The sequence below is a fragment of the Bradyrhizobium sp. Mp19 genome (assembly GCF_029952935.1).
Lineage (GTDB): Bacteria > Pseudomonadota > Alphaproteobacteria > Rhizobiales > Xanthobacteraceae > Bradyrhizobium > Bradyrhizobium elkanii.
Map to the genome: position 1 here is coordinate 24,636 of NZ_JASAUT010000032.1, position 25,800 is coordinate 50,435.

Genomic DNA, 25,800 nt, shown 5'->3' on the forward strand with positions numbered 1-25,800 from the left:
TCACCGAGCAAGACTCGCATTCCGCACGGCGGCCTGCGCCGCGCTCATGTCAGCGAGAGCATGATCCTCAAGCCGCGACCGCCGCCGCGCGCGGGCTGACGACATATTCCTTCAGCACCTTGTCGGTGCCGTCGATTTCGGTCAGCGCCACGTCGTAGGACCAGAGATCGGCGAGATGCTGCAACACGCGCCGGGCGTCGGTCTCGTTGAGCTGCGCGCCCTTCACGGTGGTGTGACGCAGCATCAGCCGGCGATCGCCGTCGAGATCGACATCCACGACCTCGATATTGGCGTCGACGAAGCCGACGTCGTATTGCCGCGCCAGCTCGCGGCGGACCCTGCGGTAGCCGCGCTCGTCGTGGATCGCGTCGACCTTGATCCCCTGGCTTTCCGCGGGGTCGTCGTGCAAGTGGAACATGCGGAAGCGCCGGATCAGCGCCGGGCTGAGGAACTGGTTGATGAAGCTCTCGTCGCGGTAGTTGCTCCAGATCTCGCGCAGCACGCCCTCGACGTCGCCCTTGCCGGCGATGTCGGGGAACCACGCGCGGTCCTCGTCCTCCGGACTTTTCACGATCCGCTCGATGTCCTGCATCATGGCGAAGCCGAGCGCGTAGGGATTGAAGCCGGAATAGCGGCGGTCGTCGAATTCGGGCTGGAACACCACATTGGTGTGCGACTGCAGGAATTCGAGAAAATTGCCGTCGGTGATCCGGCCCTGCTGATGCAGCCGGCTCATGATGCGGTAGTGGACGTAGGTCGCGGTGCCCTCGTTCATCACCTTGGTCTGGCCCTGCGGGTAGAAATACTGCGCGATGTGGCGAACGATGCGGATGAGTTCGCGCTGCCAGGGTGCAAGGCGCGGCGCGGTCTTCTCGAGGAAATAGAGGATATTCTCCTGCGGCAAGCCGAGCAGCGCGCGGCGGCGCTCGGCCGTGAGCGTAGCCTTGCTCTTGGCCTTGGTGTTCGGCACCGTTCGCCACAAATCGTTGAACACGCTTTCCTCGTGCTGCCGGCGCTCGCCGGCCCGCTTCTCCTCGGCACGCAAATCGAGCGTCTTCTTTCCGGGATAGCGGTCGACGCCATGCGACATCAGCGCATGCGCGGCATCGAGCGTTCGCTCCACCGTCTCGCGGCCATGGCGGTCCTCGCAGACCGAGATGTAGCCCTTGGCGAATTCCAGATAGTCGAGAATGCCGTCGGCATCGGTCCACTGCTTGAACAGATAGTTGTTCTTGAAGAAGTGATTGTGCCCAAACGCCGCGTGCGCGATCACCAGCGTTTGCATCGTCGCCGTGTTCTCCTCCATGAGATAGGAAATGCACGGCGAGGAATTGATCACGATCTCATAGGCGAGGCCCATCAGGCCCTTGCGATAGGACGCTTCCTGGAACGCGAACTGCTTGCCGAACGACCAGTGCTTGTAGAATAGCGGCATGCCGACCGAGGAATAGGCGTCGAGCATCTGCTCGGCGGTGATCACCTCGATCTGGTTGGGATAGACGTCGAGTCCGAGCTCGGTGCGCGCGATTTTCTCGCAGGCGTCGTGGACCCGCTGCAAGGTCTGGAAATCCCAATCGGCGCCCTCGAACAGCCGCTCCCCGGAAGAACCCATCACGCTACACCCTTTCCTGCTTGCTGCGGCGCTTGAACAGGTCCTGGAACACCGGGAAGATCTCGCCGCGCTCGCTCACCTTGCGCATCGACAGCGGCTCGCCCTCGTTGCGCAGGCGCTCATAGAGGGTCCAGAGTGAGGAGTCCGGCATGTCGAAGGTGTAGTTGGCGGCTTCGCCGACCTCGAGATAGGCGAAGAACTGGCAGACCGGCAGGATCTTGTCGGTCAGGAGGTGACCGGTCAGCGCGCTGTCGGAGGTCATGTTGTCGCCGTCCGAGGCCTGGGCGGCATAGATGTTCCAGTCGGCCGGACGGAAGCGGGTGCGGACGATATCGTGCATCGCGACCAGTGCGCTCGACACCAGCGTGCCGCCGGAAGCCGGCCCGTGGAAGAAGGTGTCCTCGTCGACCTCTTCGGCGCGGTCGGTGTGGCGGATGAACACGATCTCGACGTGCTTGTAGCGCCGCTTCAGGAACACGTAGAGCAGCATGTAGAACCGCTTGGCCAGATCCTTCATGTGCTCGGACATCGAGCCTGAGACGTCCATCAGACAGAACATCACGGCCTGCGCCACCGGCTTCGGCACCGTCTCGAACCGGCGGTAGCGGATGTCGATCGGATCGATGAATGGGATCCGCTTGACCTTCGCCTTCAGTGCGTCGAGCTGCGCCAGCAGTTCGCGGCGGCGCGTATCGTCCTCGCATTCCGCAAGCTCGGCCTCGAGCGTCTCGATCTCGTCCTTGCGCGGCCGGCGCAGCGCCACACGCCGCGCCAGCGCCCGGCTCACCGTGCGGCTGATCGAGATGTTGGCGGGCGATCCCGATGTCGCATAACCCGCGCGCCGGAGGCCCTCGCTCTCGGTTTCCGCGAGCTTGCGCTTTTCAAGGTCGGGCAATTCGAGGTCGTCGAGGAAAAGGTCGACGAACTCCTCGCGGCTGAGCACGAAGCGGAAGGCGTCCTCGCTGTCGCCCTCGCCAGCGCCGGAGCCCTTGGCACCGCTCTGGTTCGGGCGCTGCAGCCAGTCGCCCTCGACGAACTTCTTGTTGCCGGGCAGCACCATGTCGCGCGTGCCGCCCTCGCGCCGGAACCGCGGCTCGTCCATGCCGTCCAGCGGGATCGTCACCTCGCCGCCCTCCAGGACATCCTTGATGTCCCGGTCCTGCGACGACTTCTTGACAGCTCCCTGCACCAGCGCCTTGGCGCGCCGCAGGAAGCGCTGCCGGTTCTCCAGGCTCTTGCTACCCGGATTCAACCGCCGATCGACGATATGCATGACCACGTTGCATCTGCCTCACCGGATGCGATCATGAAAGTCGCATCGCATTTTTCTTCGACGGGACGGGACGAGACGGGACCGAACGAGACGGAAAGCCGCTGCCGGCTTTCCGGATCGCGCACTAGCCGGCCTGCTTCACCCGCATGTACCACTCGACGAGCCGGCGGACCTGACGCTCGGTATAACCGCGCTCCACCATCCGCTCGACGAACTCGCCGTGCTTCTTCTCGGTCTCGCCGTCCTTCTTGGAACCGAACGAGATCACCGGAAGCAGATCCTCGACCTGCGAGAATATCCGCTTCTCGATCACGTCGCGGACCTTTTCGTAGGAGGTCCAGCTCGGGTTCTTGCCATTGTTGTGCGCCCGCGAACGCAGCGAGAACTTGACGACCTCGTTGCGGAAGTCCTTCGGGTTGGCGATGCCGGCCGGCTTCTCGATCTTGGTCAGCTCCTGGTTCAGGAGTTCGCGGTTCATCAGCTGGCCGGTGTCCGGATCCTTGAAGTCCTGATCCTCGATCCAGGCATCGGCGTAGTCGACATAGCGGTCGAACAGGTTCTGGCCGTAGTCGGCGTAGGATTCCAGATAGGCCTTCTGGATCTCGTTGCCGATGAACTCGGCGTAGCGCGGCGCGAGATCGGCCTTGATGAATTCGAGATAGCGCTTCTCGGTCTCGTCAGGCAGCTGCTCGCGGCGGATCGCCTGCTCCAGCACATACATCAGGTGCACCGCATCGGCGCCGACTTCGGTGGTGTCATGGTTAAAGGTCGAGGCCAGCACCTTGAAGGCAAAGCGGGTGGAGACGCCGTCCATGCCCTCGTCGACGCCGGCCGCGTCCTTGTACTCCTGAACGCTGCGCGCCTTCGGGTCGGATTCCTTGAGGCTCTCGCCGTCATAGACCCGCATCTTGCCAAACAGCGTCGAGTTCTCGTGCTTGCGCAGCCGCGACATCACCGAGAAGCGCGCCATCGTCTCCAGCGTCGCCGGAGCGCAAGGTGCTGCGGCAAGCTCGGAGCCCTGGATCAGCTTCTCGTAGATCTTCTGCTCCTCGGTGACCCGCAGGACGTACGGGACCTTGATGACGCAGATGCGGTCGATGAAGGCCTCGTTGTTCTTGTTGGTCTTGAAGCTCTGCCACTCCGCCTCGTTGGAGTGCGCGAGGATGATGCCGGTGAACGGAATCGCGCCGATATTCTCGGTGCCGATGTAGTTGCCCTCCTGCGTCGCGGTCAGCAGCGGGTGCAGCATCTTGATCGGTGCCTTGAACATTTCGACGAACTCGAGCACGCCCTGGTTGGCGCGGTTGAGGCCGCCGGAATAGCTGTAGGCGTCGGGATCGTTCTGGGCGTAGGTCTCGAGCTTGCGGATGTCGACCTTGCCGACCAGCGAGGAGATGTCCTGGTTATTCTCGTCACCGGGCTCGGTCTTGGCAACCGCGATCTGGCGCAGCCTTGAAGGCTGGATGCGCGCGACGCGGAATTGCGAGATGTCGCCACCGAAGGCTTCGAGCCGCTTGTAGGCCCAGGGCGACATCAGCCCGCTCAGCCGGCGGCGCGGAATGCCGTACTTCTCCTCGATCATCGGGCCAAGCGTCTCGGGATCAAACAGCCCAAGCGGGCTCTCGAACACCGGCGACAGCTCGTCGCCCGCCTTCAGTACGTAGATCGGATGAATCTCCATCAGCGCCTTGATGCGCTCGGCGAGCGACGACTTGCCGCCGCCGACCGGCCCGAGCAGATAGAGGATCTGCTTGCGCTCTTCGAGGCCCTGCGCGGCGTGACGGAAGAAGCCGACGAGGCGCTCGATCGTGTCCTCCATGCCGTAGAAGCCGGCGAAGGCCGGATACGACCTGATCGTACGGTTCAAAAAGATACGGCCAAGGCGTGGGTCCTTGGCCGTGTCGATCATCTGGGGCTCACCGATTGCCGCCAATAACCGCTCGGCCGCATTTGCATATCGCATCGGATCACTTCGACACGACTCCAAATACTCGGCCATCGACATGTCGGTCTGGCTTCGCGCTTCAAACGACCTTGCGAAGGCGTTGAACAAAGAATCGTTGTACATGATCCCTCTCTCCACGATATGTATCGCCGCACGACTGACACGAGTCGTAACAAGAGCGTCCTAGGATCGAATCAGCGTCGGCACGCTGGGTCTATTGGACACTCGACCGACTCAGTTCGGCAATGCACGGCGCGTGCAGCCTCTGCCTTATCAACAGGCAGGAAGCTTAATGGTTCATCAATATCCCCTTGTTTTTGGTGGCTGTAACCCCCTCGCCACATCCGTGGTTTACCGGGGCCCAGTCCTCCGAAGCGGACATCCGAGCGGGCAACTTCCCGTCCGGCGATGGACGTTGGGCTTCCCTGAAAAAGTGTGACCGTTCAGCCGTGGCGTCAAGATGCGCGCGTCACAGACTCGCATGAACAAACGTTCAGCCGCCGTTGAACGTGCCTCCGTGTCGCCGCGACTAAGGCAACGAGCCCGCGCAGTTCCGCGCGGCACCATTGCCGCGCTTTAAAGATGACACCTTGGAGGCGCCGGCTATTCCCGAGGCCGGCCATGAAGCAGGCGTTCCTTATTGTCGCACTCGCAGCCGCCGCCTGTACCGGCGCGCCGTTAGCCGCCCAGGCGCAGGAAGGCGTCGACAAGGCCGCGGCGGCCGCCTTCGACAACAGGATGTTCGCCGGCCCGCCCGGCGCGAAAGCCTATGCCTGCTTTGTGCGGCGGTACGATGCAAATCATCTGGCGCAGCATCCAAAGCAGAAGGTCAGCGCGATGAAGCTTCTGGTGGCGGCGGAAGACGCGCCGGAGGACAGGGCCACCAACTATTCATTCCGGCTCGGCGTCACATACCGCCACCGCTCCGGCAATTTCGACTCCAGCGGCTACTGCAATCACGCCATCGCGACGACGATGCGGGCGAAGCGCTGTTGGCCGGCGCCGACGACAAGATCTTTCGCGTCGATCGCGTGGACTTAGGCGAATGCGCCGAACTTGTGACCGACCGCAAGGAACTCGCTGCGCTCCGGCACAAATGATAGGTTTGCCCAAAGGGACAACCTGGATCAACAATAGTTGCGCGAGGGACGCCATGCACCGACGCAGCATCCTGTGGGGCACCGTGTCGGCGATCGGCGCCGTCTTCGCAGCGTCACGAGCCGACGCCGCCACCGAAGCGCCGCCGCAAAAGCTGAAGGTGGTCTATCACCTCCATGACCTCAACAAGGTCAATTTCGTGATCGGCAACATCCAGAACCATCTCGACGGCGTCCGCGGCCCCGGCAATGTCACGATTGCGGTGGTGGTGCACGGCCAGGCGCTGAAGGCGTTTCATTCAGCCGCCGCCAATCCCGACCTGTCAAAACATGTCAGGCAATTCACCAGGGATGGGATCGAGTTCGCCGCCTGCGGCAACACCATGAAATCGCAGAACATCGGCCTCGCCGACTTGCTCCCCGGCTTCGTCGCCGCCGAGCGCGGCGGGGTGGTCCGCCTCGCCGAGCTGCAATCCCAGGGTTACCTCTACCTGCGGCCCTGACGCGCGGTCCTGCGCCGCAACGCGTCATAAAAATGTGCCGAGATCAGGGTCTGCTCGGACCGCATCCGAGGGGATCGAACTGTTGTGAATGGCGTTATCCCTTGGAAATGCTGATATTCCGCCCGGGGCTCCAGCCATGTTGACAATCCCCTTCCGCCCCCGAAAGCTGCCCGGGAACCCAAAAATCGACCCTCGATCGAACGAGAACAGGCACCCATGAACCCCGTCAAAGCACTCGAAAATCACCGCCAGGCCGTCTGGCTGGACTTCCTCGCCCGCGGCTTCGTCGCCAACGGCGACCTGAAGCGGCTGATCGAGACCGACGGCGTCAAAGGCGTGACGTCCAACCCCTCGATCTTCGAGAAGGCGATCGGCAGCTCCGACGAATATGACGGGGCGATCGGCAAGGCCCTCAAGAACGGCGACCGCTCGGTCGCCGACCTGTTCGAGCACCTTGCGGTCGAGGACATCCAGCACGCCGCCGACGTGCTGCGCCCGGTCTACGACCAGAGCCACGGCGGCGACGGCTTCGTCAGCCTCGAGGTGTCGCCCTATCTCGCGATGGACACCAAGGGCACGATCGCGGAAGCCGAACGGCTCTGGAAAGACGTCCACCGCAAGAACCTGATGGTCAAGGTGCCGGCGACGCCGGAGGGCCTGCCGGCGATCGAGTACCTGATCGGCCAAGGCATCAGCATCAACATCACGCTGCTGTTCTCGCAGAAGGTCTATCGCCAGGTCGCCGAGGCCTATCTCAAGGGCCTGGAGAAATACGTCGGCAAGGGCGGCGATCCCTCCCATGTCGCGAGCGTCGCGAGCTTCTTCGTCAGCCGGATCGACAGCGCGGTCGACAAGCAGCTCGACGAGAAGATCGCGCGCGCCAACGATCCCTCCGAAAAGGAGCGGCTTGCCGCGCTGAAGGGCAAGGTCGCGATCGCCAATGCCAAACTTGCCTACCAGGACTACAAGCGGCTGTTCTCGGGCACGCGCTGGGACAAGCTCACCGCCAAGGGCGCCAGGCCGCAGCGGCTGCTGTGGGCGTCCACTGGCACCAAGAACAAGGATTATAGCGACGTGCTCTATGTCGAGGAGCTGATCGGCCCCGACACCGTCAACACCGTGCCGCCGGCGACGCTCGACGCCTTCCGCGACCACGGCAAGGTCCGCGACAGCCTCGAGGAGAATGTCGAGGACGCCCGTCATGTGCTGGAGGAACTGGAGAAGTCCGGCATCTCGCTCGATGCGATCACCGAGGAGCTGGTCAAGGACGGCGTCAAGCTGTTCGCCGACGCGGCCGACAAGCTCTACGGCGCGGTCGCCCACAAGCGCGCCACCTCGCTCGGCGGCGGCATCGACCGCCAGAAGCTCGCGCTCGGCGCCGCCATCGAGAAGGCGGTCGAGAAGAGCACCGAGGAATGGCGCGCCTCGGCCAGGATCCGAAGGCTCTGGCACAAGGACAAATCGGTCTGGACCGGTGACGACGAGGACAAATGGCTGGGCTGGCTCACCAGCGCGGCCACCGCGAACGTCGCCGACTACGAGGACTTCGCCCAGCGCGTGAAGGGGCAGAACTTCACCGACGCCGTCGTGCTCGGCATGGGCGGGTCGAGCCTCGGGCCTGAGGTCTTGGCCCAGACCTTCCCGCACCGGTCCGGTTTCCCGCGGCTGCACGTGCTCGACTCCACCGATCCGGCGCAGGTGCGCGCGATGGAGGAGTATGTCGACATCGCAAGGACGCTGTTCATCGTCTCCTCCAAATCCGGCGGCACCACCGAGCCGAACGTGATGAAGGACTATTTCTTCGATCGGGTGGCGAAGGCGATCGGCAAGGACAAGGCCGGCCACCGCTTTATCGCGGTGACCGATCCAGGCTCATCGCTGCAGAAGGTCGCGATCAAGCAGGGCTTTGCCCGCATCTTCTACGGCGATCCGGCGATCGGCGGCCGCTATTCCGTGCTGTCGCCGTTCGGCCTGGTGCCGGCGGCCGCTGCCGGCATCGACGTCCGCAGCCTGCTCGGCCATACGCTCGCCATGGTGCGCTCCTGCGGTGCCGACGTGCCGCCACAGGAGAACCCGGGCGTGCAGCTCGGGCTCGCGATGGGGATCGCGGGCCTCGAAGGCCGCGACAAGGTGACGATCTTCGCCTCGCCGGACGTTGCCGATTTCGGCGCCTGGGCCGAGCAGCTGATCGCGGAATCGACCGGCAAGGACGGCAAGGGCCTGATCCCGATCGAGGGCGAGACGCTTGGCGAGGCGGCAGTCTACGGCAACGACCGCTTCTTCATCGACCTGCGCACCGATAGCGAGAACGATGCCGCGCATGAGGCCAAACTCGCGGCGCTCGAGGCCGCCGGCCATCCCGTGGTTCGGATCGTGATGAAGTCGATCGACCATATCGGCCAGGAGTTCTTCCGCTTCGAGATCGCGACCGCGGTGGCCGGCTCGATCCTCGGCATCAACCCGTTCAACCAGCCCGACGTCGAAGCCGCCAAGATCAAGACCCGCGAGCTGACGGCCGCGTTCGAGAAGACCGGGTCGCTGCCGACCGAACAGCCGGTGGTATCGGCGGACGGGGTCGATCTCTACACCGACGCGCAGAACGCCGAGGAGCTGCGCAAGGCCGGTGCGAACGGCGATCTCAATTCCTGGATCAAGGCGCACCTTTCGCGGTCCGGCCGCGGCGACTATGTCGCCCTGCTCGCCTATATCGAGCGCGACGGCGACACCATCGACGCGATGCAGGCGATGCGGCTGAAGCTGCGCGACGCGAAGCACCTTGCGACCTGCGCCGAGTTCGGTCCGCGCTTCCTGCATTCGACCGGGCAGGCCTACAAGGGCGGGCCCGACAGCGGCGTGTTCCTGCAGGTCACGACCGACGATACGCAGGACCTGCCGGTGCCCGGCCAGAAGGCGAGCTTCGGCGTGATCAAGGCGGCGCAGGCGCGCGGCGATTTCGACGTGCTCACCGAGCGCGGCCGGCGGGCGCTGCGCGTGCACCTCAAAGGCGATCTCAGCTCCGGGCTCGCGGCGCTCGACGCCGCGATCTCGGCTGCACTGAACTGACGGAGGCGAGGGATGCAACTCGGCATGATCGGCCTCGGGCGGATGGGCGGCAACATCGTCCGCCGCCTGATGACCCAGGGCCACACCACCGTGGTCTACGACAAGGATCCGAAGGCCGTCGCGGCGCTCGTCGCCGACAATGCCACCGGGTCCTCGTCGCTGGAGGATTTCGTCCTCAAGCTGGAGGCGCCGCGCACCGCCTGGGTGATGCTGCCGGCCGGCAAGATCACCGAAGCCACCATCGAGGCGCTGTCGAAGCTGATGCAGCCAGGCGACGTCATCATCGATGGCGGCAACACCTTCTGGCAGGACGACGTCCGCCGTGGCAAGGCGCTCAGGGAGCGCGGGCTGCATTACGTCGATGTCGGCACCAGCGGCGGCATCTGGGGCATCGACCGCGGCTACTGCATGATGATCGGCGGCGACAAGAAAGTCGTCGACCGGCTCGACCCGATCTTCAAGACGCTGGCGCCCGGCATCGGTGACATCCCGCGCACCTCCGGCCGCGAGGGCCGCGATCCGCGCATCGAGCAAGGCTACATCCACGCCGGTCCAATCGGCGCCGGGCATTTCGTCAAGATGATCCATAACGGCATCGAATACGGCCTGATGCAGGCCTATGCCGAAGGCTTCGACATCCTGAAGAACGCCAATATCGAGGCGCTGCCGCCGGAGCATCGCTTCGACCTCGACATTGCCGACATCGCCGAAGTCTGGCGGCGCGGCAGCGTGATCCCGTCCTGGCTGCTCGACCTCACCGCATCGGCGCTGGCGCAGAACCACACGCTCGACAACTATTCCGGCTTTGTCGAGGATTCCGGCGAAGGCCGCTGGACCGTCAATGCCGCGGTCGACGAAGCCGTGCCGGCCGAGGTGCTGACCGCCGCGCTCTACACGCGCTTCCGCTCGCGCAAGGATCACACCTTCGCGGAGAAGATCCTCTCGGCGATGCGCGCGGGTTTCGGCGGCCACAAGGAGCCGCCGAAAAAAACTTAAAAAGCGTTTTCAAGCGAAGTGGGCACCGGTTCGCGTGAAGAAAACGCGTCAAAACAAGAATCGAGAGCTCCGTTCCGATACAATCGGAACGGAGCTCTCGAGATAACCGCGGAAGGTCACGTGCAGAAGAAACCCGATCCTTGCTCCTTCATCATCTTCGGCGCCACCGGTGATCTGACGCACCGGCTGGTCATCCCGGCGCTCTACAATCTCGCCGCCGGCAATCTGCTGCCGGACAAATTCTGCGTCGTCGGCATCGCCCGCAAGGGCATGTCGAGCGACCAGATGAAGGACAGCCTGATGCAAGGGCTGCGCAAGTTCGCGACCCGGCCGCTCGATGAGGCGGTCGTCACGCGGCTGTTCGAATGCGTCACCTCGATCGAGGCCGATCCGAGCGATCCGCCCTCCTTCGATGCCATGAACGAACGGCTCGACAAGCTCGAGACGGCGCGCGGCACCGGAGGCAACCGGCTGTTCTATCTCGCGACCCCGCCGCGAGCGTTCCTGCCGATCAGCCAGCAGCTCGGGCGCACCGGCATGCTGGAGGAGAACGGCGCCTGGCGCCGGCTGATCATCGAAAAGCCGTTCGGCACCGATCTGGCATCGGCCAAGGCGCTGAATTCAGCGCTGCTGAAGCTGATGGACGAGCACCAGATCTACCGGATCGATCACTATCTCGGCAAGGAAACCGTCCAGAACATCCTGGTGCTGCGCTTCGCCAACGGCATGTTCGAGCCGATCTGGAACCGCAACCACATCGACCATATCCAGATCACCGTGGACGAGAAGCTCGGCGTCGGTCATCGCGGCAGCTTCTACGACGCCACCGGCGCGCTGCGCGACATGGTGCCGAACCATCTGTTCCAGCTGCTGTCGCTGGTGACGATGGAGCCGCCGGCGCGGTTCGACGCCCATGCGGTGCGCTCCGAAAAAGCCGAGGTGCTGAGCGCGATCCAGACCCAGAGCGAACAGGAAGCGCTGCACAATTCGGTGCGCGGCCAGTATCGCGCCGGCCGGATCGGCGACACCGAGATCGAGGACTTTCTCAAGACGCCCGACGTCAGGCCCGACAGCTCGACCGAGACCTACGCCGCGCTGAAGCTGACCATCGACAATTGGCGCTGGGCCGGCGTGCCGTTCTACCTGCGCACCGGCAAGGCGCTTACCACCAAGCGCACCGAGATCGCGATCAAGTTCAAGCAGGCGCCGTTCGCGATGTTCCGCGACACCGCGGTCGACCGCCTCTCGCAGAACTACCTCGTCATCTCCACCGAGCCGACCGAGGGCATCGAGCTGCAGTTCAACACCAAGGTACCCGGCCCGACCATCAACATCGACGGCGTCGAGATGAAGTTCCGCTACAAGGACTACTTCAAGGCCGAGCCGTCGACCGGCTACGAGACGCTGATCTATGACTGCATGATCGGCGACAACATCCTGTTTCAGCGAGCCGACAGCGTCGAGGCCGGGTGGCAGGCGGTGCAGCCTTTCCTCGACGCCTGGAAGAGCGCCGGCAGCCGCGGCCTGCAGCCCTACAAGGCCGGCACCGAAGGCCCGGAGGCCGCCAACGCGCTGCTCACCCGCGACGGCCGCAGCTGGCGGAAGCTGGGCTGACATGACCGCGAGCCGCGAGCGCCAGATCATCACGGTCGCCGATCCGGCGGCACTGGCGCAGGCGGCCGCCGAGCGGATGATCGCCAGGATCGACCAGAACAGCGGCCGGATCGCCGTGTGCCTCACCGGCGGCTCCAGCCCCAAGGCGCTCTACCAGCTGCTGGCGACGCCCGACTATCGCCAGAGGATTCCGTGGGACCGTATCGACTGGTTCATCGGCGATGAGCGACTGGTGCCGCGCAAGGACAAGCTGCACAACATGAGCATGGCGCGCCAGGCCTTCCTCGACCGCTGTGCGCCGGCCGCGAATGTCCATCCGATCGCGACCGACACCGCCGATCTCAGGGATCCCGACGTCAGCGCGGCGCTGTACGAGAACGAGCTGATGGCATTCTACGGCGCCGAACAGCTCGATCCGAAGCGGCCGCTGTTCGACCTGGTGCTGATGGGCATCGGCCCCGACGGCCACACAGCTTCGCTGTTTCCGGGTTATCCCGCGGTCGAGGAAACGCAGCGCTGGGTGGTCGGCGTGCCCAAGGCCAATGTCGAGCCGTTCGTGCCGCGCGTGTCGCTGACCCTGCCCGCGCTCGCCTCGTGCCGCGAGATGCTGTTCGAGGTGGCGGGCGAGAACAAGCGCGCGATCTTGACGCGCCTGTTCGCAGGCGAGAACCTGCCGGCAAACCGCGCGCGATCGCAGGGCGAGACCGTCTGGCTGATCGATCAGGCCGCGCTGCCGGAGGACTTTCGTGGGTGACGGACAAACCCCCTGCGCACTGGTCGTGATGGGCGTCTCCGGCTCGGGCAAGAGCACCATCGCCGACCGCCTTGCGATCAGGATCGGCTGGCGCTTCGAGGACGGCGACAGTTTTCATCCGCCAAGCAATGTCGCCAAAATGCATTCGGGACAACCGCTCACCGACGAGGATCGCTGGCCCTGGCTGCGCGCGATCGCCGACGAGATCGACCGTACCTGCGGCGTCCGCGAACGCGCCGTCATCGCCTGCTCCGCGCTGAAGCGTGCCTATCGCGACATCCTGGTGCATGGCCGCGACGATATCCGCATCGTCTTCCTCGACGGCTCGCAGGAGCTGATCGCCACGCGGCTCGGCGCGCGCAAGGGCCATTTCATGCCGCCGGGGCTGCTCGCCAGCCAGTTCAAGACGCTGGAGCCGCCGACACCGGAGGAACGTCCGATCACGGTTGCAATCGACCGTCCGGTCGAAATCATCGTCGAAGACATCGTCACTCAACTGAAGCTGGACCGCCCATGACCCGCATCGCCCTTGTCGTATCCGATGTCGACGGCACGCTGCTCACCAAGGACAAGACCTTGACCGACGGCGCCAGGGCGGCGGTGCGCAGGCTGCATGAGGCCGGCATCGGCTTCACCATCGTCTCCAGCCGGCCGACGATCGGGATGGGTTTCCTGATTGCGCCGCTCGCGATCACGCAGCCGATCGGTGCCTTCAACGGCTCCTCGATCGTCGATCCGCAGCTCAAGCCCCTCGAGCAGCATTTGATCCCGGCAGCGGTCGCAAAACGCTGCATCGACATGCTGCACGAGCGCGGCGTCGATATCTGGCTGTTTACCAACGATCGCTGGCTGACGCGCAACCCTGACGGCGAGTACACCGCCCACGAGCAGCACACGATCAAGCATGATCCGACCATCGTCGGCGATTTCACGCCCTATCTCGACCAGGCCTGCAAGATCGTCGGCGCGAGCTCGGATGCAGCCCTGCTGCAACGCTGCGAGGCGGAGATGCAGCAGATGGTCGGCCGCGATGCCACCGCGGTCCGCTCGCAGACCTACTATCTCGACGTCACCCCGCCCGGTCACGACAAGGGCACCTTCGTCGAGGGCATCGCGAAGCGCCTTGGCTTGCCGCTGGAGAACGTCGCCACGATCGGCGACATGCAGAACGATCTGCCGATGTTCGCGCGAAGCGGCGTCTCCTTCGCGATGGGCAATGCCAGCGATGACGTGAAAGCGCGCGCCACGCATGTCACCGAGACCAACGAGCAGGACGGTTTCGCACGCGCGATGGACACGGTGTTGCAGCTTCGCTGAGGCGTGCGGACGATCGCCCCACCCGTGATCGAGCGCGGGCCGCAGCGTGATCGCCGCCTGCACGATTTCGGAATATTGGAAATATACTCCTGATTTGCCCGACATGTCAAGTTGACTCGTCGAACGCTGGCAGCTGCCGGCTCCTTTGCATGGGGTTGTTTTCGATATTTTGGCGGCGCGGACCTGCGGCGGTCCCGCAAGCGAAAGACGGAGGGCGGCATCGCCGCGGTGGTTTAGGTCGACCGCTGCACCGCAGGCTTCTCGGCGTCGGCCCTGGCGGCGCTGAGATTGTGCGCGGTGTTGATCAACGCGATATGGGTCAGCGCCTGCGGGAAATTGCCGGTCAGCCGGCCGGCGCCGGAATCGAACTCCTCGGCCAACAGTCCGAGATCGTTGGCGACCGCGACCACGCGGTCGAACATGGTCTGCGCCTTGTCGACATCTCCTGCCAGCACATGAGCGTCGGCAAGCCACAGGCTGCAGGCCAGGAACGCGCCCTCGATCGGCTGGACCTCATCATCGGACACCTCGCGCGGATCGTGCCGCAGCACGAACCCGTCGCGCATCATGTGCCGCTCGACCGCGTCGATCGTGCCGCGGATGCGCGGATCGCCCGGCGGCAGGAAGCCGACCGACGGCAGCAGCAGCAGGCTGGCGTCGAGCAGCTTTGAGCCATAGCTCTCGACGAAACTGTTGAGGCCAGGGTCGAAGCCGCGTTGGCAGACGTCGCGATGAATGGCCTCGCGCAGCACCCGCCATTTGACCAGCGGCCCCTTGAAGCCGAACCGCTCCGCGCTCTTGATGGCGCGGTCGAAAGCGACCCAGCACATCACCTTGGAGAACACGTAGTGTCTGGGAGTGCCGCGGCGCTCCCAGATGCCGTGATCCGGCTGATCCCAGACATCGGCGAGATGGGTGACGACGGTACATTCCAGCGACCAGTTCTCTTCGTCGAGCTTCAGCCTGGCCATGCGGGACTGGTGGAAGGCGTCGATCAACTCGCCATAGACGTCGAGCTGAAGCTGCGCATGCGCGGCGTTGCCGGCGCGTACCGGCTGCGCCCCTTCATAGCCGGACAGCCACCCGGCCTCCCATTCCAGGAGGCGCCGCTGGCCCAGGATGCCGTACATGATCTGCATGTTGGCCGGCGCGCCGGCTGCGGCCCGCAGCAGCCAGTTGTGCCAGGCCGCCGCTTCCTCGGTGTAGCCCGAATTCATCAGGGCCAGCAGCGTAAAGGTGGCGTCGCGCAGCCAGCAAAACCGGTAGTCCCAATTGCGCGCGCCGCCGAGCTTTTCCGGCAACGACGTGGTGGGTGCCGCGACGATGCCGCCGGTCGGCCTGTAGGTCAGCGCCTTCAGCGTGATCAGCGAGCGCATCACGAGCGCGCGTTGATAGCTGCCGTCATAGGTCGAACGGCTGCACCATTCCCGCCAATATTCCTCGGTGTCCTTCAGCGCAGCCTCAGGGTCGATCGCCTCCGGCACCGGGTGATAGGACGGTCCATAGGTCAGGACGAACGGCACGGTGTCGCCCTCGCCGATCTCGAAATCGGCGAACGTGGTCAGGTCCTTGCCGCGGGTTTCGACCGGCGTGCGCAGCACGGTCATGTCCTGCCCGCTGATCGCCAGAAGCCCGTCGCCATCCGGATTCTTCCGCACCCAAGGGACATCGACCCCGAAGCCGAAGCGGATCACCAGCTCCATGCGCATCTTGACGCGGCCGCTGATGCCGCGAACGAGGCGGACCACATCGGAGGCGTTGCCGCGCGGCGGCATGAAGTCGATCAGTGCGACCGCGCCGCCTTCCGCCTCGAACCGGGTCTCCAGGATCAGCGTATCGTCCCAGTAGCGCCGCGCGGTCTGCCTGATCTCTCCGGCGGGCGCCAGCAGCCAGCGGCCATTCCTCGACGTGCCAAGCAGCGCCGCGAAGCAGGGGTCGGAATCGAACGCGGGCCAACACAGCCAGTCGATCGAGCCGTCGCGGCCGACCAGGGCTGCGGTCTCGCAATCTCCGATCAGCCCATAGTCTTCGATACGAGAGGCCACGCGCTGCGCTCCGCGTTACCCGGTGTGCGAGCGCTCGCGGGTCGCGCGCTTGAGCGCGTCGACGTCGATCGCCGACGCGAGATGCTCGATCGAGACCGGGAGCCGCCGCTTCCAGTTCGGATGCTCGTAGACGGTGCCGGGGATGTTCGGCTGCTCGACAATGCCGAGCAGGTCCTCCATCGACACCGCCATCATCCGCGACCGCGTCCGTGCCAGGAAGCTCGCCACCGAATAGAAATCGTTGGCGTGGATGTCGTGCCGGCGCAGCACGTCGTCGAGTTGGCCGAGCGCGTGCCAGCGGCCCTCGTCGGTCTCGCCGGGATCGATCCCGAGCGCACGCTTGGTCTTGAGGTCGCTGAACGAGCGCCAGCCCGCATAGGTCGAAAGGTCGTGGGTGTTGAAGGTCACCAACGCATCCGGCAAATAGTAGTCGGCATTGCGGAAGACGCCCTGGTCGTCGGTCTCGAACATCATCACGAGATAGGACCAGATGCCCCAGCCGTTCATCTGCTCGCGGAACCCCGGAGGTACGGTGCCGAGGTCCTCGCCGATCACGACGCAGCGGCTCGCCACGCTCTCCTGCGCGGTCGCCGCCAGCAGCGCCTCGAACGGCATCAGCACATAGGCGCCATTGGCCGGGCCGAAGCCGCGCGGCACCAGATAAAGCCGCTTCAGCCCGAACGCGTGGTCGAGCCTGATCGCGCCGGCGTGGTGCATCGAGGCGCGCAGCATCTGCCTGAACGGCTCGAACGAGCGCTGTTCAAGACCCGCGGCATTGAAGCCGGCAAGCCCCCAGTCCTGGCCCGCCGTGTTGAGCGGGTCAGGCGGCGCGCCGACGCCGAGATGGCGCGAGATCGCGATCTGCTCATTCCAGGCGTCGAACCCGTCCGACTGCACGCCGACGGCGACGTCGAGATAAAGCCCGACCCGCATGCCGCGCTTGTGCGCAAGCGCCTGGCAGGCGCCGAGTTGACGGTCCGCGGTCCATTGCACGAATTCGACGAACTCGACCTCGGCGGCCGAGTCGCGCGCACGGCGCAATTTGGCGCAAGCTGTATCGCTCGGCTGCCGCCATTCGTCCGGCCATTCCCACCACGGCGTGTTGAATTTGCGCCGCATCGCCTCGAAGCAGGCGAAGCGCGACAGCAGTGTGCCCTGCTCGTTGCGATAGGCCTCGAAATCCTGCCAACGGCCGAGGCCGGGATTGGCCTTGAAGGCCGCGAACGCCGCGCGCAGCGCGGGCCATTTCCGCGCGGCGACGCCGACATAGTCGACCATGTCGTGGCTGCGGAGTTGTGCCAGCGCGGCCCTGGTCTCGGCATCGACGCGGAATTCCGGAATCTGCTCGACGTCGATGTAGAGCCCGTTGAGGAACAAGCGGCTGTTCGGCGCATACGGGCTGCAATCGCCGGGCCGATCGTCGAACAGCGCATGCAGCGGATTGAGCCCGACGCCGTCGGCGCCGAGCCGGTGGGCGAATTCGAGCAGGTGCTGCAGGTCGGTGAAGTCGCCGATGCCCCAGTTGCGCGCTGACCGCACGCCGTAGAGCTGCACCGCGATCACCCAGCAGCGGTCGAACTCGCCGCCGAAGGCGCCGTGCGGCGCCACCAGCAGCGGCAGCTCCTCGCTGGCGCCCGATGCGTCCGACAGTTGCAGCCGATGCACGCCTTCGGGCAGACCGGACGGCCACGTCACGCTGCGCTCACGCGCCTCGCCCTGCGCGAGCACCCCGGTCCCATTCGCAAGCTTCCATTGCACCGGAAGCCGGGCAGCCTCCGAGAGTTGCGTTTGCGCGGCCTGGCCGCCTCTGATCACCACGGGATCGGCGATGATCCGACGGGGCGCCTGCGGCGGCAGCGCGTCGAGGATCGCCGTGAGCGCCTCGGGGGTTGTCACACGGCGGTGACCGCTGCCATCGATATACTCGGTCTGGATTCCCAGGGTCTGGGCTTTGGCGTAAAGGTCCATTCGGCACGCTGCCTGCTCGCAACGGTAGGTGTATCGTTGCTAAATTGTACAGATACGGGAAAGGGATAGTTGATGTTCAACGCTCTACCCTATCCGGCGTTCCCGCCGGGAACCATTGCCCGGCGAGCGGCTTTCTATATGGGTCTGGCGCGCCTCCTTCCCGGCGCCGGGACGTCATTTGCATTTTTAATGGCGGCATCACCGTGAACAAAACCCTCCGGCCTGTCGAGAGTGCCCATGGCACTTTTCATATCACCGATGTCTATCCGTCGGTTGATGGCGGCCGCTTTCCGGTCAAGCGCATTGTGGGCGAACCTGTCGAGGTGTGGGCCGACATCTACCGTGCCGGACATGACGTGATATCGGCGGCATTGGTGTGGCGGCGCGAGGGCGACGGCGAATGGCAGGTCGCGCCGATGACGCCGCACAGCGACGACCGCTGGGGCGGCGCCTTCGTGCCCGACAGGCCCGGCCGCTACGCGTTCGCGATCGAGGCCTGGACCGATGAATTCGCCAGCTGGCGGCATCGCTTCGAGCAGAGGCCGCGCGACGGCAGCGACCACACGCTGGACGCGCTCGAAGGCGCGGGCATGCTGACCCAGGCGCAGGCCGGCAGCCCGGCAGCGGCCGCCGTCATCATCAGGCAGTGCGAAATCTTTCTGCAGACCGGCGAACCAGGCGCGCTGCTCGCGCCCGAATTGCGGGAGGCGATGGCCGGCAGCCAGCTTCGCCGCGATCTGATGCGATCGCAGCTCTACCCGCTGACCGCGGACCGCCCGCGGGCGCGCAGCGGCGCATGGTACCAGATGTTTCCGCGCAGCCAGGGCAAGACACCGGGCATGCATGCGACCTTCAACGACTGCGTCGCGCGGCTTCCCGACATCGCCGCGATGGGCTTTGACGTCGTCCTGCTCGCGCCGATCCACCCGATCGGCCGGCAGCCCCGCAAGGGCCGCAACAATGCCGCGATCGCACAGGCGGGCGACCCCGGCAGCCCTTACGCGATCGGCGCAGCCGAGGGCGGCCACGACGCCGTGCATCCGGAACTCGGCACGCTCGACGACTTCCGCGCCTTCGTGGCGGCATGCCAGGCGCATGGCCTCGAGGTCGCACTCGATTTCGCCGTGCAGTGCTCCCCCGATCATCCCTGGCTGAACGAGCATCCAAACTGGTTCAAGCGGCGCGCGGACGGATCGATGCGCACGGCCGAGCATCCACCGCAGCGCTGGGATGATGTCGTCAATCCGGATTTCGGGTCCGAAGACGCCGGCGCCTTGTGGCGCGCGCTGCGCGAAGTCGTGCTGTTCTGGGTCGAGCAGGGCGTCAGGATCTTCCGGGTCGACAATCCGCACACCAAGCCGCTGGCGTTCTGGGAATGGCTGATCCGCGAGGTGCGGGACCGCGACGCGGACGTGCTGTTCCTTGCGGAAGCCTTCGCGCGCCCGAAACTGATGAAGGGCCTCGCCAAGCTCGGCTTCACGCAATCCTACAGCTATTTCACCTGGCGGACGCAGCGCTTCGAGCTCGAACAATATCTCGGCGAGTTGACCTCCTATCCCGAGCGTGACTTCTTTCGGCCGAATTTCTTCGTCAACACACCGGACATCCTGCCCTTCCACCTGCAAAGCGGCGAATCCTGGATGTTCAAGTCGCGTCTCGCGCTGGCCGCGACGCTTTCAAGCAGCTATGGCATCTACAGCGGCTTCGAATTGCTCGAGCACACGCCGGTCCCTGGCCGCGAGGAATATCTCAACTCCGAGAAGTACGAGATCAGGGTTCGCAACTGGGAGCAGCCGGGGAACATCAAGCCCTATGTCGCGGCTCTCAACCGGATCAGGCGCGGCAATCCGGCCCTGCAACAATTCGCCAATTTGCGCTTTATCAGTGTCGATGACGGCGGCGTGATCGGTTTCATCAAGGAGGCGGTCGATCAGAGCAATGTGATCGCGGCCGCGATTGCATTGTCAGCCGAGCTGCGTGACGTCTGGCTGCCGCTCGGCGACGTCATGGTCGGCCGTGGCGATGCCCGCCGCCCCGTCTCGGCAGTGGAAGACCTTGTCACCGGCGAGCGCCACGCGCTCGAATGGGGAGGCATCCGCCTACGTATCGATCCTGCGCGCGATCCCGCGTTGCTGCTACGCTGTATCGCCTGAAGGAGCCGTCATGAACGTATTCTCCAACGTCGACATCAAGGAGAAGGTCGCAACCGAGACTGCGGACCAGCTGTGGTACAAGGACGCGATCATCTACCAGCTGCATGTCAAGGCATTTGCCGACAGCAACAATGACGGCATCGGCGACTTCGCGGGGCTGACGGAGAAACTCGGCTATCTGCAGGAGCTCGGCGTCACCGCGCTGTGGCTGTTGCCGTTTTATCCCTCGCCCGGCCGCGACGACGGCTACGACATCGGCGACTATGGCGACATCAATCCCGATTTCGGGACGATGAAGGACTTCAAGCGCTTCATCCAGGAGGCCAAGAGGCGCGGCCTGCGCGTCATCACCGAGCTCGTCGTCAACCACACCTCGGACCAGCATGCGTGGTTCAAGCGCGCGCGCCGCAGCCCGCCGAATTCGAGCGCGCGCAGCTGGTATGTCTGGAGCGACACCGACCAGAAATACCTCGATACAAGGATCATCTTCACGGATACGGAGAAGTCGAACTGGACCTGGGATCCTGAAGCCGGTCAGTTCTACTGGCATCGCTTCTTCTCGCACCAGCCGGACCTGAATTTCGACAATCCGCGCGTAGTGCGGGCCATCGTGCAGGTGATGAAGCGCTGGCTCGACACCGGCGTCGACGGCTTCCGGCTCGACGCCATTCCCTATCTGTGCGAGCGCGACGGCACCAACAACGAGAACCTGCCGGAGACGCATGCCATCATCAAGCGGCTGCGCCAGGAGCTCGACGCCTATGCCAAGGGCAAGATCCTGCTGGCCGAAGCCAATCAATGGCCGGAGGACGTGCAGGAATATTTCGGCCATGGCGACGAATGCCACATGGCCTATCACTTCCCGCTGATGCCACGCATCTACATGGCGATCGCCCAGGAAGACCGCTTTCCGATCACCGACATCCTGCGGCAGACGCCCGACATTCCCGCCGCTGCCCAGTGGGCGCTGTTCCTGCGTAATCACGACGAGCTGACGCTGGAAATGGTCACCGACGTCGAGCGCGACTATCTGTGGTCGACCTACGCCGACGACCCGCGCGCCCGCATCAATGTCGGCATCCGCCGCCGCCTTGCGCCGCTTATGGACAACGACCGGCGCAAGATCGAGCTGATGAACTCGCTGCTGCTGTCGTTCCCGGGCACGCCGATCATCTATTACGGCGACGAGATCGGCATGGGCGACAACATCTATCTCGGCGACCGCAACGGCGTGCGGACGCCGATGCAGTGGTCGCCGGACCGCAACGGCGGCTTCTCGCGCGCCGATCCGGCGCGGCTCTACGCGCCGATGATCATGGACCCGGTCTACGGCTATGAATCCGTCAATGTCGAGGCGCAGTCGCGCAGCCTGTCGTCGCTGCTTTCGGCGACCAAGCGGCTGATCGCGGTGCGCAAATCGACGCTTGCCTTCGGGCGCGGCACCATGACCTTCATCCGCCCGGAGAACCGCTCGGTGCTGGCCTATGTGCGCCAGTACCAGGGTGAGGCGATCCTGTGCGTCGCCAATCTGTCGCGGTCGGCGCAGGCCACCGAGCTCGACCTCTCCGCCTTCAAGGACCGCATTCCGCTCGAGATGCTCGGGCGCACGCGCTTCCCGGCGATCGGCGAGCTGCCCTACATGATCACGCTGGCGCCCTACGGTTTCTACTGGTTCCAGCTGCAGGAGCGCGACAAGTCCGAGCCGGTGACGCCGCGGGCGGTGCCGGAATTCGAGACGCTGGTGGTGCCGATGAATTCGACCTGGATGTCGCTGGCGCGCACCCGCGGCGTGTTCGAGCACGACGTGCTGCCCGGTCATCTCGCCCGCACGCGCTGGTATCCGGAGCGCTCGGCCAGCGCGATCCAGCCGATGCTGGTCTCCGCGATCCCGTTCTGCGACATCGGCGACAACCGGCCGTGGCTTGCCTTCTTCGAGACCACGCAGCGCGGCACCACCAGCCGCTACGTGCTGCCGATGCAGATCGAGTGGGTGCGCTTCGACCGCGAGCGCTACAATCCGCGCGCGTTCGCCGCCGTGCGCCAGGGCGCGCGCGAGGGCACATTGCTCGATGTCGCCACCGACCAGATCTTCACCGGCCTGTTCCTGCGCAACTTGCGGGAAAACCTCACGGTCGACGAAGGCGAGCAAGGCCTCAAGCTCGAATTCCGGCCGACCAGCCGCTTCTCCGACCGGCCGGTACGGCAGCCCGAGCGCATCCGGGTCTTCGAGAACGATCAGCCGCATTCGACCGCGCTGGTCGACAACGAATATGTGACCAAGATCTACCGCAAGCTCGAGGTCGGCATCAATCCGGAGATCGAGATGGGCCGCTTCCTCACCGAAGTGGTCAATTTTCCGAACACCCCTGCCTTGCTCGGCACCGCCGAGCTGATCGAGGGCGACAAGCGCAGTGCCATCGCCGTCCTGCATACGATGGTCGTCAACCAGGGCGACCTCTGGACCATCGCAGGCGCACACCTCGACCGCCTGGTCGAACGGCAGCGCCTGCTCACGGTGAGCGAGCACCCCGTGGAGAACGGCGACCAGGCGACCTATCTGCGCCACATGTCGCATAGCGGAAAGCGGCTCGCCGAGCTGCATATCGCGCTCGCCAGCAACCGCGACCTGCCGGACTTCGCGCCCGAGCCGACCAAGCCCGACGACCTGCAGCGCTGGGCCGACGAGATCATGGCGCGGGCCGAGCGCGTGTTCGATACGCTAAAGCAGCGGCGCGGCTCCCTGAAGGAGGCCGACCGGCTGCTGGCCGATCAGTTGCAGGCCCAGCACGACACGCTGCCGGAACGGCTCAAGGCACTGCTGCCGCGCGAGACCGACGGCTTCAACATCCGCCATCACGGCGACCTGCATCTCGGTCAGTTGCTGGTGGTCAAGGACGACGTCTTCATCATCGATTTCGACGGCGGACCGGGCCGCACCATCGCCGAGCGGCGGCGCAAGGCACCGCCGGCGCGCGACGTCGCCGGCCTGATCCGTTCGATCGACTATGCAGCGACCGCCGCGCTGGAACGCACGCTCAAGGTCTCCCCCGACGAGAGCGGCCGGCTGAGCCTCGCCTTGGCCGAATGGCGCGACCAGGCCGCGGATACCCTGCTGGCGGCCTATCGCGAGACGATGGCCGGCCAGCGGCTGTGGCCCGCCGACACCAAGACGGCCGATCGCCTGCTCAATTTTTTCCTGCTTGAGAAAGCCTTCTATGAGATCGAGTATGAGCTGGCCAACCGGCCGGATTGGCTGCGGGTGCCGCTCACCGGCCTGCTGAGGATCCTGGCGCAACAACCGCATGAGGTTGCATGAGCAAACTGCCCGCCGAGGCCTATGCCATCATCGAGGGCCGCCACTCCGACCCCTTCCACTATCTCGGGCTTCACCCCGAGGGCGATCGCAACGTCGTGCGAGCCTTCCTGCCCGATGCCAGTAATGTCGAGGCGATCGGCGAGCATGGCGAGACGGCGCCGCTGGCGCGGATCCATGACGCCGGCCTGTTCGCAGGTCCCCTGCCGAACGGCTCGACGCGCTACCAGCTCCGCGCCCGCTTCGGCGACAACGTCGTCGAGCTGGAGGATGCCTACCGCTTTCCGCCGATCCTGAGCGATTTCGATCTTTATCTGCTCGGCGAGGGTACGCATCAGCGCGTCTACGATACGCTCGGCGCGCATCCGATGACGCTCGACGGCGTCGACGGCATCGGCTTCGTGGTGCTGGCGCCGAATGCGCGGCGGGTCAGCGTGGTCGGCGACTTCAATTTCTGGGACGGACGGCGCCATCCGATGCGCGTGCGCGGCCCGGGCTACTGGGAACTGTTCATCCCGCGTGCTCGGGTCGGCGACCACTACAAGTTCGAGATCATCGGGCGCAACGGCCAGCATCTGCCGCTGAAGTCCGATCCCCTGGCGTTCGCCGCCGAGGTGCGCCCGAAGACCGCCTCGATCGTGATCGACGAGCGCAGGATCCCGCATCCGCGCCCGGCGCCGGATCGCGTCAATGCGCTGAACTCGCCGATGTCGATCTACGAGGTCCATCTCGGGTCGTGGCGGCGCAAGGGCCGCAACGAGTGGCTGACCTATCGCGAGATGGCGGAGCAGCTGCCAGCCTATGCCAGCGACATGGGCTTTACCCATGTCGAATTCCTGCCGATATCAGAGCATCCGTTCGACGGCTCCTGGGGCTACCAGCCGACCGGCATGTTCGCGCCGACCAGCCGCTTCGGCTCGCCGGACGATTTCGCCACGCTGATCGACGCCTGCCACGGCGCCGGGCTCGCCGTGCTGCTCGACTGGGTACCCGGGCATTTCCCCGACGATCCGCACGGGCTCGGCAGTTTCGACGGCACCGCGCTCTACGAGCACGCCAATCCGCTGCAGGGCCGTCACCTCGATTGGGGCACGCTGATCTACAATTACGGGCGCACCGAGGTCACCAACTTCCTGGTGTCGAACGCGCTGTTCTGGCTTGATCGCTACGGCATTGACGGGCTGCGCGTCGATGCCGTCGCCTCCATGCTCTATCTCGACTACAGCCGTCCCGCCGGCGGCTGGATTCCGAACAAATATGGCGGCCGGGAGAACATCGAGGCGATCGACTTCCTGCGCCGCTTCAACACCGAATTGTTCGCGCACTTCCCGCAGGCGACCACGGCGGCGGAGGAATCCACGGCGTGGCCGCAGGTGTCGCGCCCGGTCGAATATGGCGGGCTCGGCTTCGGCTACAAGTGGAACATGGGCTGGATGCACGACACGCTGAAATATATCGGCAAGGATCCGATCCACCGCAAATTCCATCACGGCGACATCCTGTTCGGCCTGCACTACGCCTTCTCGGAAAATTTCATCCTGCCGCTGTCCCACGACGAGGTCGTGCACGGCAAGCGTTCGATCCTCGGCCGCATGCCCGGCGACGACTGGCAACGCTTTGCCAATCTGCGCGCCTACTACAGCTTCATGTTCGGTCACCCCGGCAAGAAGCTGATGTTCATGGGCTGCGAATTCGGCCAGGAGCGCGAGTGGAATCACGACTATTCGATCGATTGGCATCTGCTGCAACAGCCGAGGCACAGCGGCATCCAGAACCTGGTCCGCGACCTCAACCAGCTTTATCGCGCGCTGCCGGCGCTGCACGAGCTCGACTGCGACCAGGCCGGCTTCGAGTGGGTCATCACCGACGATGCCAATAACAATGTGTTCGGCTGGATCCGCAAGGGCAATGCTGAGCGCGCACGCTGCCTCGTGGTCGCGAACTTCTCGCCCAACGTCTACCGCAACTATCGCGTCCGGGTGCCGTTCGCGGGCAAGTGGCACGAGGTGTTCAACTCGGACTCCGCGCATTACGGCGGCACCAATGTCGGCAATGTCGGCGAGGTCCGCGCGTCGGAGGGCGCCACGCCCGAACTGAGCCTGACGATTCCGCCGCTGGCTGCGATCTTCCTCGTACCGGAAAGCTGA

At 64.9% G+C, this 25,800-nt stretch carries 15 protein-coding genes and 1 pseudogene; 11 read left to right on the forward strand and 5 right to left on the reverse strand.

Annotated elements, in window-relative coordinates; translation table 11 throughout:
- Window positions 1-67: 67 nt before the first annotated feature.
- From QJT82_RS28875 to QJT82_RS28885, 3 genes are all read right to left on the reverse strand, one after another.
- Entirely contained in the window at window positions 68-1,612 is a 1,545-nt protein-coding gene (locus tag QJT82_RS28875; RefSeq protein WP_028342431.1) for a SpoVR family protein, read from the reverse strand.
- 4 nt (window positions 1,613-1,616) lie between these two features.
- Complete coding sequence (locus QJT82_RS28880) at window positions 1,617-2,885, reverse strand: YeaH/YhbH family protein (protein WP_028342432.1); 1,269 nt, start codon at window positions 2,883-2,885, stop codon at window positions 1,617-1,619.
- Window positions 2,886-3,009: 124 nt separating this feature from the next.
- Complete coding sequence (locus QJT82_RS28885; RefSeq protein ID WP_028342433.1) at window positions 3,010-4,953, reverse strand: PrkA family serine protein kinase; 1,944 nt, start codon at window positions 4,951-4,953, stop codon at window positions 3,010-3,012.
- A 498-nt stretch (window positions 4,954-5,451) separates the two neighbouring features.
- Here QJT82_RS28885 and QJT82_RS28890 point away from each other — a divergent pair.
- From QJT82_RS28890 to QJT82_RS28925, 8 genes and pseudogenes are all read left to right on the forward strand, one after another.
- Window positions 5,452-5,930 (forward strand): annotated as a pseudogene (locus tag QJT82_RS28890) (hypothetical protein).
- 53 nt (window positions 5,931-5,983) lie between these two features.
- Window positions 5,984-6,430 carry a DsrE family protein gene (locus QJT82_RS28895; RefSeq protein ID WP_028342434.1) on the forward strand — a complete coding sequence of 149 codons (447 nt, stop codon included), beginning with the start codon at window positions 5,984-5,986 and terminating at the stop codon, window positions 6,428-6,430.
- A gap of 216 nt (window positions 6,431-6,646) precedes the next feature.
- Window positions 6,647-9,493 carry a bifunctional transaldolase/phosoglucose isomerase gene (locus tag QJT82_RS28900; RefSeq protein ID WP_028342435.1) on the forward strand — a complete coding sequence of 949 codons (2,847 nt, stop codon included), beginning with the start codon at window positions 6,647-6,649 and terminating at the stop codon, window positions 9,491-9,493.
- A 12-nt stretch (window positions 9,494-9,505) separates the two neighbouring features.
- Window positions 9,506-10,489: a phosphogluconate dehydrogenase (NAD(+)-dependent, decarboxylating) gene (gene gnd / locus QJT82_RS28905; RefSeq protein ID WP_028342436.1), complete on the forward strand. Its 984-nt coding sequence runs from the start codon at window positions 9,506-9,508 to the stop codon at window positions 10,487-10,489.
- Between the two features lie 120 nt (window positions 10,490-10,609).
- Window positions 10,610-12,103, forward strand: coding sequence for a glucose-6-phosphate dehydrogenase (zwf, locus tag QJT82_RS28910; protein ID WP_245288802.1), 1,494 nt, complete (start codon window positions 10,610-10,612; stop codon window positions 12,101-12,103).
- A gap of 1 nt (window position 12,104) precedes the next feature.
- Window positions 12,105-12,857, forward strand: a complete 753-nt coding sequence (pgl, locus tag QJT82_RS28915) for a 6-phosphogluconolactonase (RefSeq protein WP_028342438.1) — start codon at window positions 12,105-12,107, stop codon at window positions 12,855-12,857.
- The gene (locus QJT82_RS28920; RefSeq protein WP_035632157.1) at window positions 12,850-13,374 is read left to right on the forward strand and encodes a gluconokinase; all 525 of its coding nucleotides are present in this window, start codon (window positions 12,850-12,852) and stop codon (window positions 13,372-13,374) included. The genes pgl and QJT82_RS28920 overlap by 8 nt, the downstream gene beginning before the upstream one ends.
- A complete protein-coding gene (locus QJT82_RS28925; RefSeq protein ID WP_028342440.1) occupies window positions 13,371-14,174 on the forward strand; it encodes a Cof-type HAD-IIB family hydrolase in 804 nt (267 codons plus the stop codon). Before QJT82_RS28920 ends, QJT82_RS28925 begins: the two co-directional genes overlap by 4 nt.
- Window positions 14,175-14,407: 233 nt before the next feature.
- Here the strand turns inward: QJT82_RS28925 and QJT82_RS28930 are convergent, their stop codons facing one another.
- Together QJT82_RS28930 and malQ are read right to left on the reverse strand one after the other, a co-directional pair.
- Window positions 14,408-16,219 carry a glycoside hydrolase family 15 protein gene (locus tag QJT82_RS28930; protein ID WP_028342441.1) on the reverse strand — a complete coding sequence of 604 codons (1,812 nt, stop codon included), beginning with the start codon at window positions 16,217-16,219 and terminating at the stop codon, window positions 14,408-14,410.
- Window positions 16,220-16,234: 15 nt separating this feature from the next.
- Entirely contained in the window at window positions 16,235-18,187 is a 1,953-nt protein-coding gene (gene malQ / locus QJT82_RS28935; RefSeq protein ID WP_028342442.1) for a 4-alpha-glucanotransferase, read from the reverse strand.
- Window positions 18,188-18,390: 203 nt separating this feature from the next.
- On the opposite strand from malQ, the gene QJT82_RS28940 reads away from it, so the two are divergent.
- Genes QJT82_RS28940 through glgB form a run of 3 tightly spaced genes read left to right on the forward strand, consistent with a single transcriptional unit; the run spans window position 18,391 to window position 25,800 of the window.
- Window positions 18,391-20,340 carry an alpha-1,4-glucan--maltose-1-phosphate maltosyltransferase gene (locus tag QJT82_RS28940; protein ID WP_028342443.1) on the forward strand — a complete coding sequence of 650 codons (1,950 nt, stop codon included), beginning with the start codon at window positions 18,391-18,393 and terminating at the stop codon, window positions 20,338-20,340.
- Between the two features lie 10 nt (window positions 20,341-20,350).
- Window positions 20,351-23,656 carry a maltose alpha-D-glucosyltransferase gene (gene treS, locus QJT82_RS28945; RefSeq protein ID WP_028342444.1) on the forward strand — a complete coding sequence of 1,102 codons (3,306 nt, stop codon included), beginning with the start codon at window positions 20,351-20,353 and terminating at the stop codon, window positions 23,654-23,656.
- Window positions 23,653-25,800, forward strand: coding sequence for a 1,4-alpha-glucan branching protein GlgB (gene glgB / locus QJT82_RS28950; RefSeq protein WP_028342445.1), 2,148 nt, complete (start codon window positions 23,653-23,655; stop codon window positions 25,798-25,800). Before treS ends, glgB begins: the two co-directional genes overlap by 4 nt.

What these genes read in the sequence shown, in the direction of transcription:
- QJT82_RS28900 (WP_028342435.1), top strand. Translation starts at nt 6,647, where the DNA reads ATGAACCCCGTCAAAGCACTCGAAAATCACCGCCAGGCCGTCTGGCTG.
- pgl (WP_028342438.1), top strand. Translation starts at nt 12,105, where the DNA reads ATGACCGCGAGCCGCGAGCGCCAGATCATCACGGTCGCCGATCCGGCG.
- gnd (WP_028342436.1), top strand. Translation starts at nt 9,506, where the DNA reads ATGCAACTCGGCATGATCGGCCTCGGGCGGATGGGCGGCAACATCGTC.
- QJT82_RS28925 (WP_028342440.1), top strand. Translation starts at nt 13,371, where the DNA reads ATGACCCGCATCGCCCTTGTCGTATCCGATGTCGACGGCACGCTGCTC.
- treS (WP_028342444.1), top strand. Translation starts at nt 20,351, where the DNA reads ATGAACGTATTCTCCAACGTCGACATCAAGGAGAAGGTCGCAACCGAG.
- QJT82_RS28895 (WP_028342434.1), top strand. Translation starts at nt 5,984, where the DNA reads ATGCACCGACGCAGCATCCTGTGGGGCACCGTGTCGGCGATCGGCGCC.
- QJT82_RS28880 (WP_028342432.1), bottom strand. Translation starts at nt 2,885, where the DNA reads ATGCATATCGTCGATCGGCGGTTGAATCCGGGTAGCAAGAGCCTGGAG.
- glgB (WP_028342445.1), top strand. Translation starts at nt 23,653, where the DNA reads ATGAGCAAACTGCCCGCCGAGGCCTATGCCATCATCGAGGGCCGCCAC.
- malQ (WP_028342442.1), bottom strand. Translation starts at nt 18,187, where the DNA reads ATGGACCTTTACGCCAAAGCCCAGACCCTGGGAATCCAGACCGAGTAT.
- QJT82_RS28885 (WP_028342433.1), bottom strand. Translation starts at nt 4,953, where the DNA reads ATGTACAACGATTCTTTGTTCAACGCCTTCGCAAGGTCGTTTGAAGCG.
- QJT82_RS28875 (WP_028342431.1), bottom strand. Translation starts at nt 1,612, where the DNA reads ATGGGTTCTTCCGGGGAGCGGCTGTTCGAGGGCGCCGATTGGGATTTC.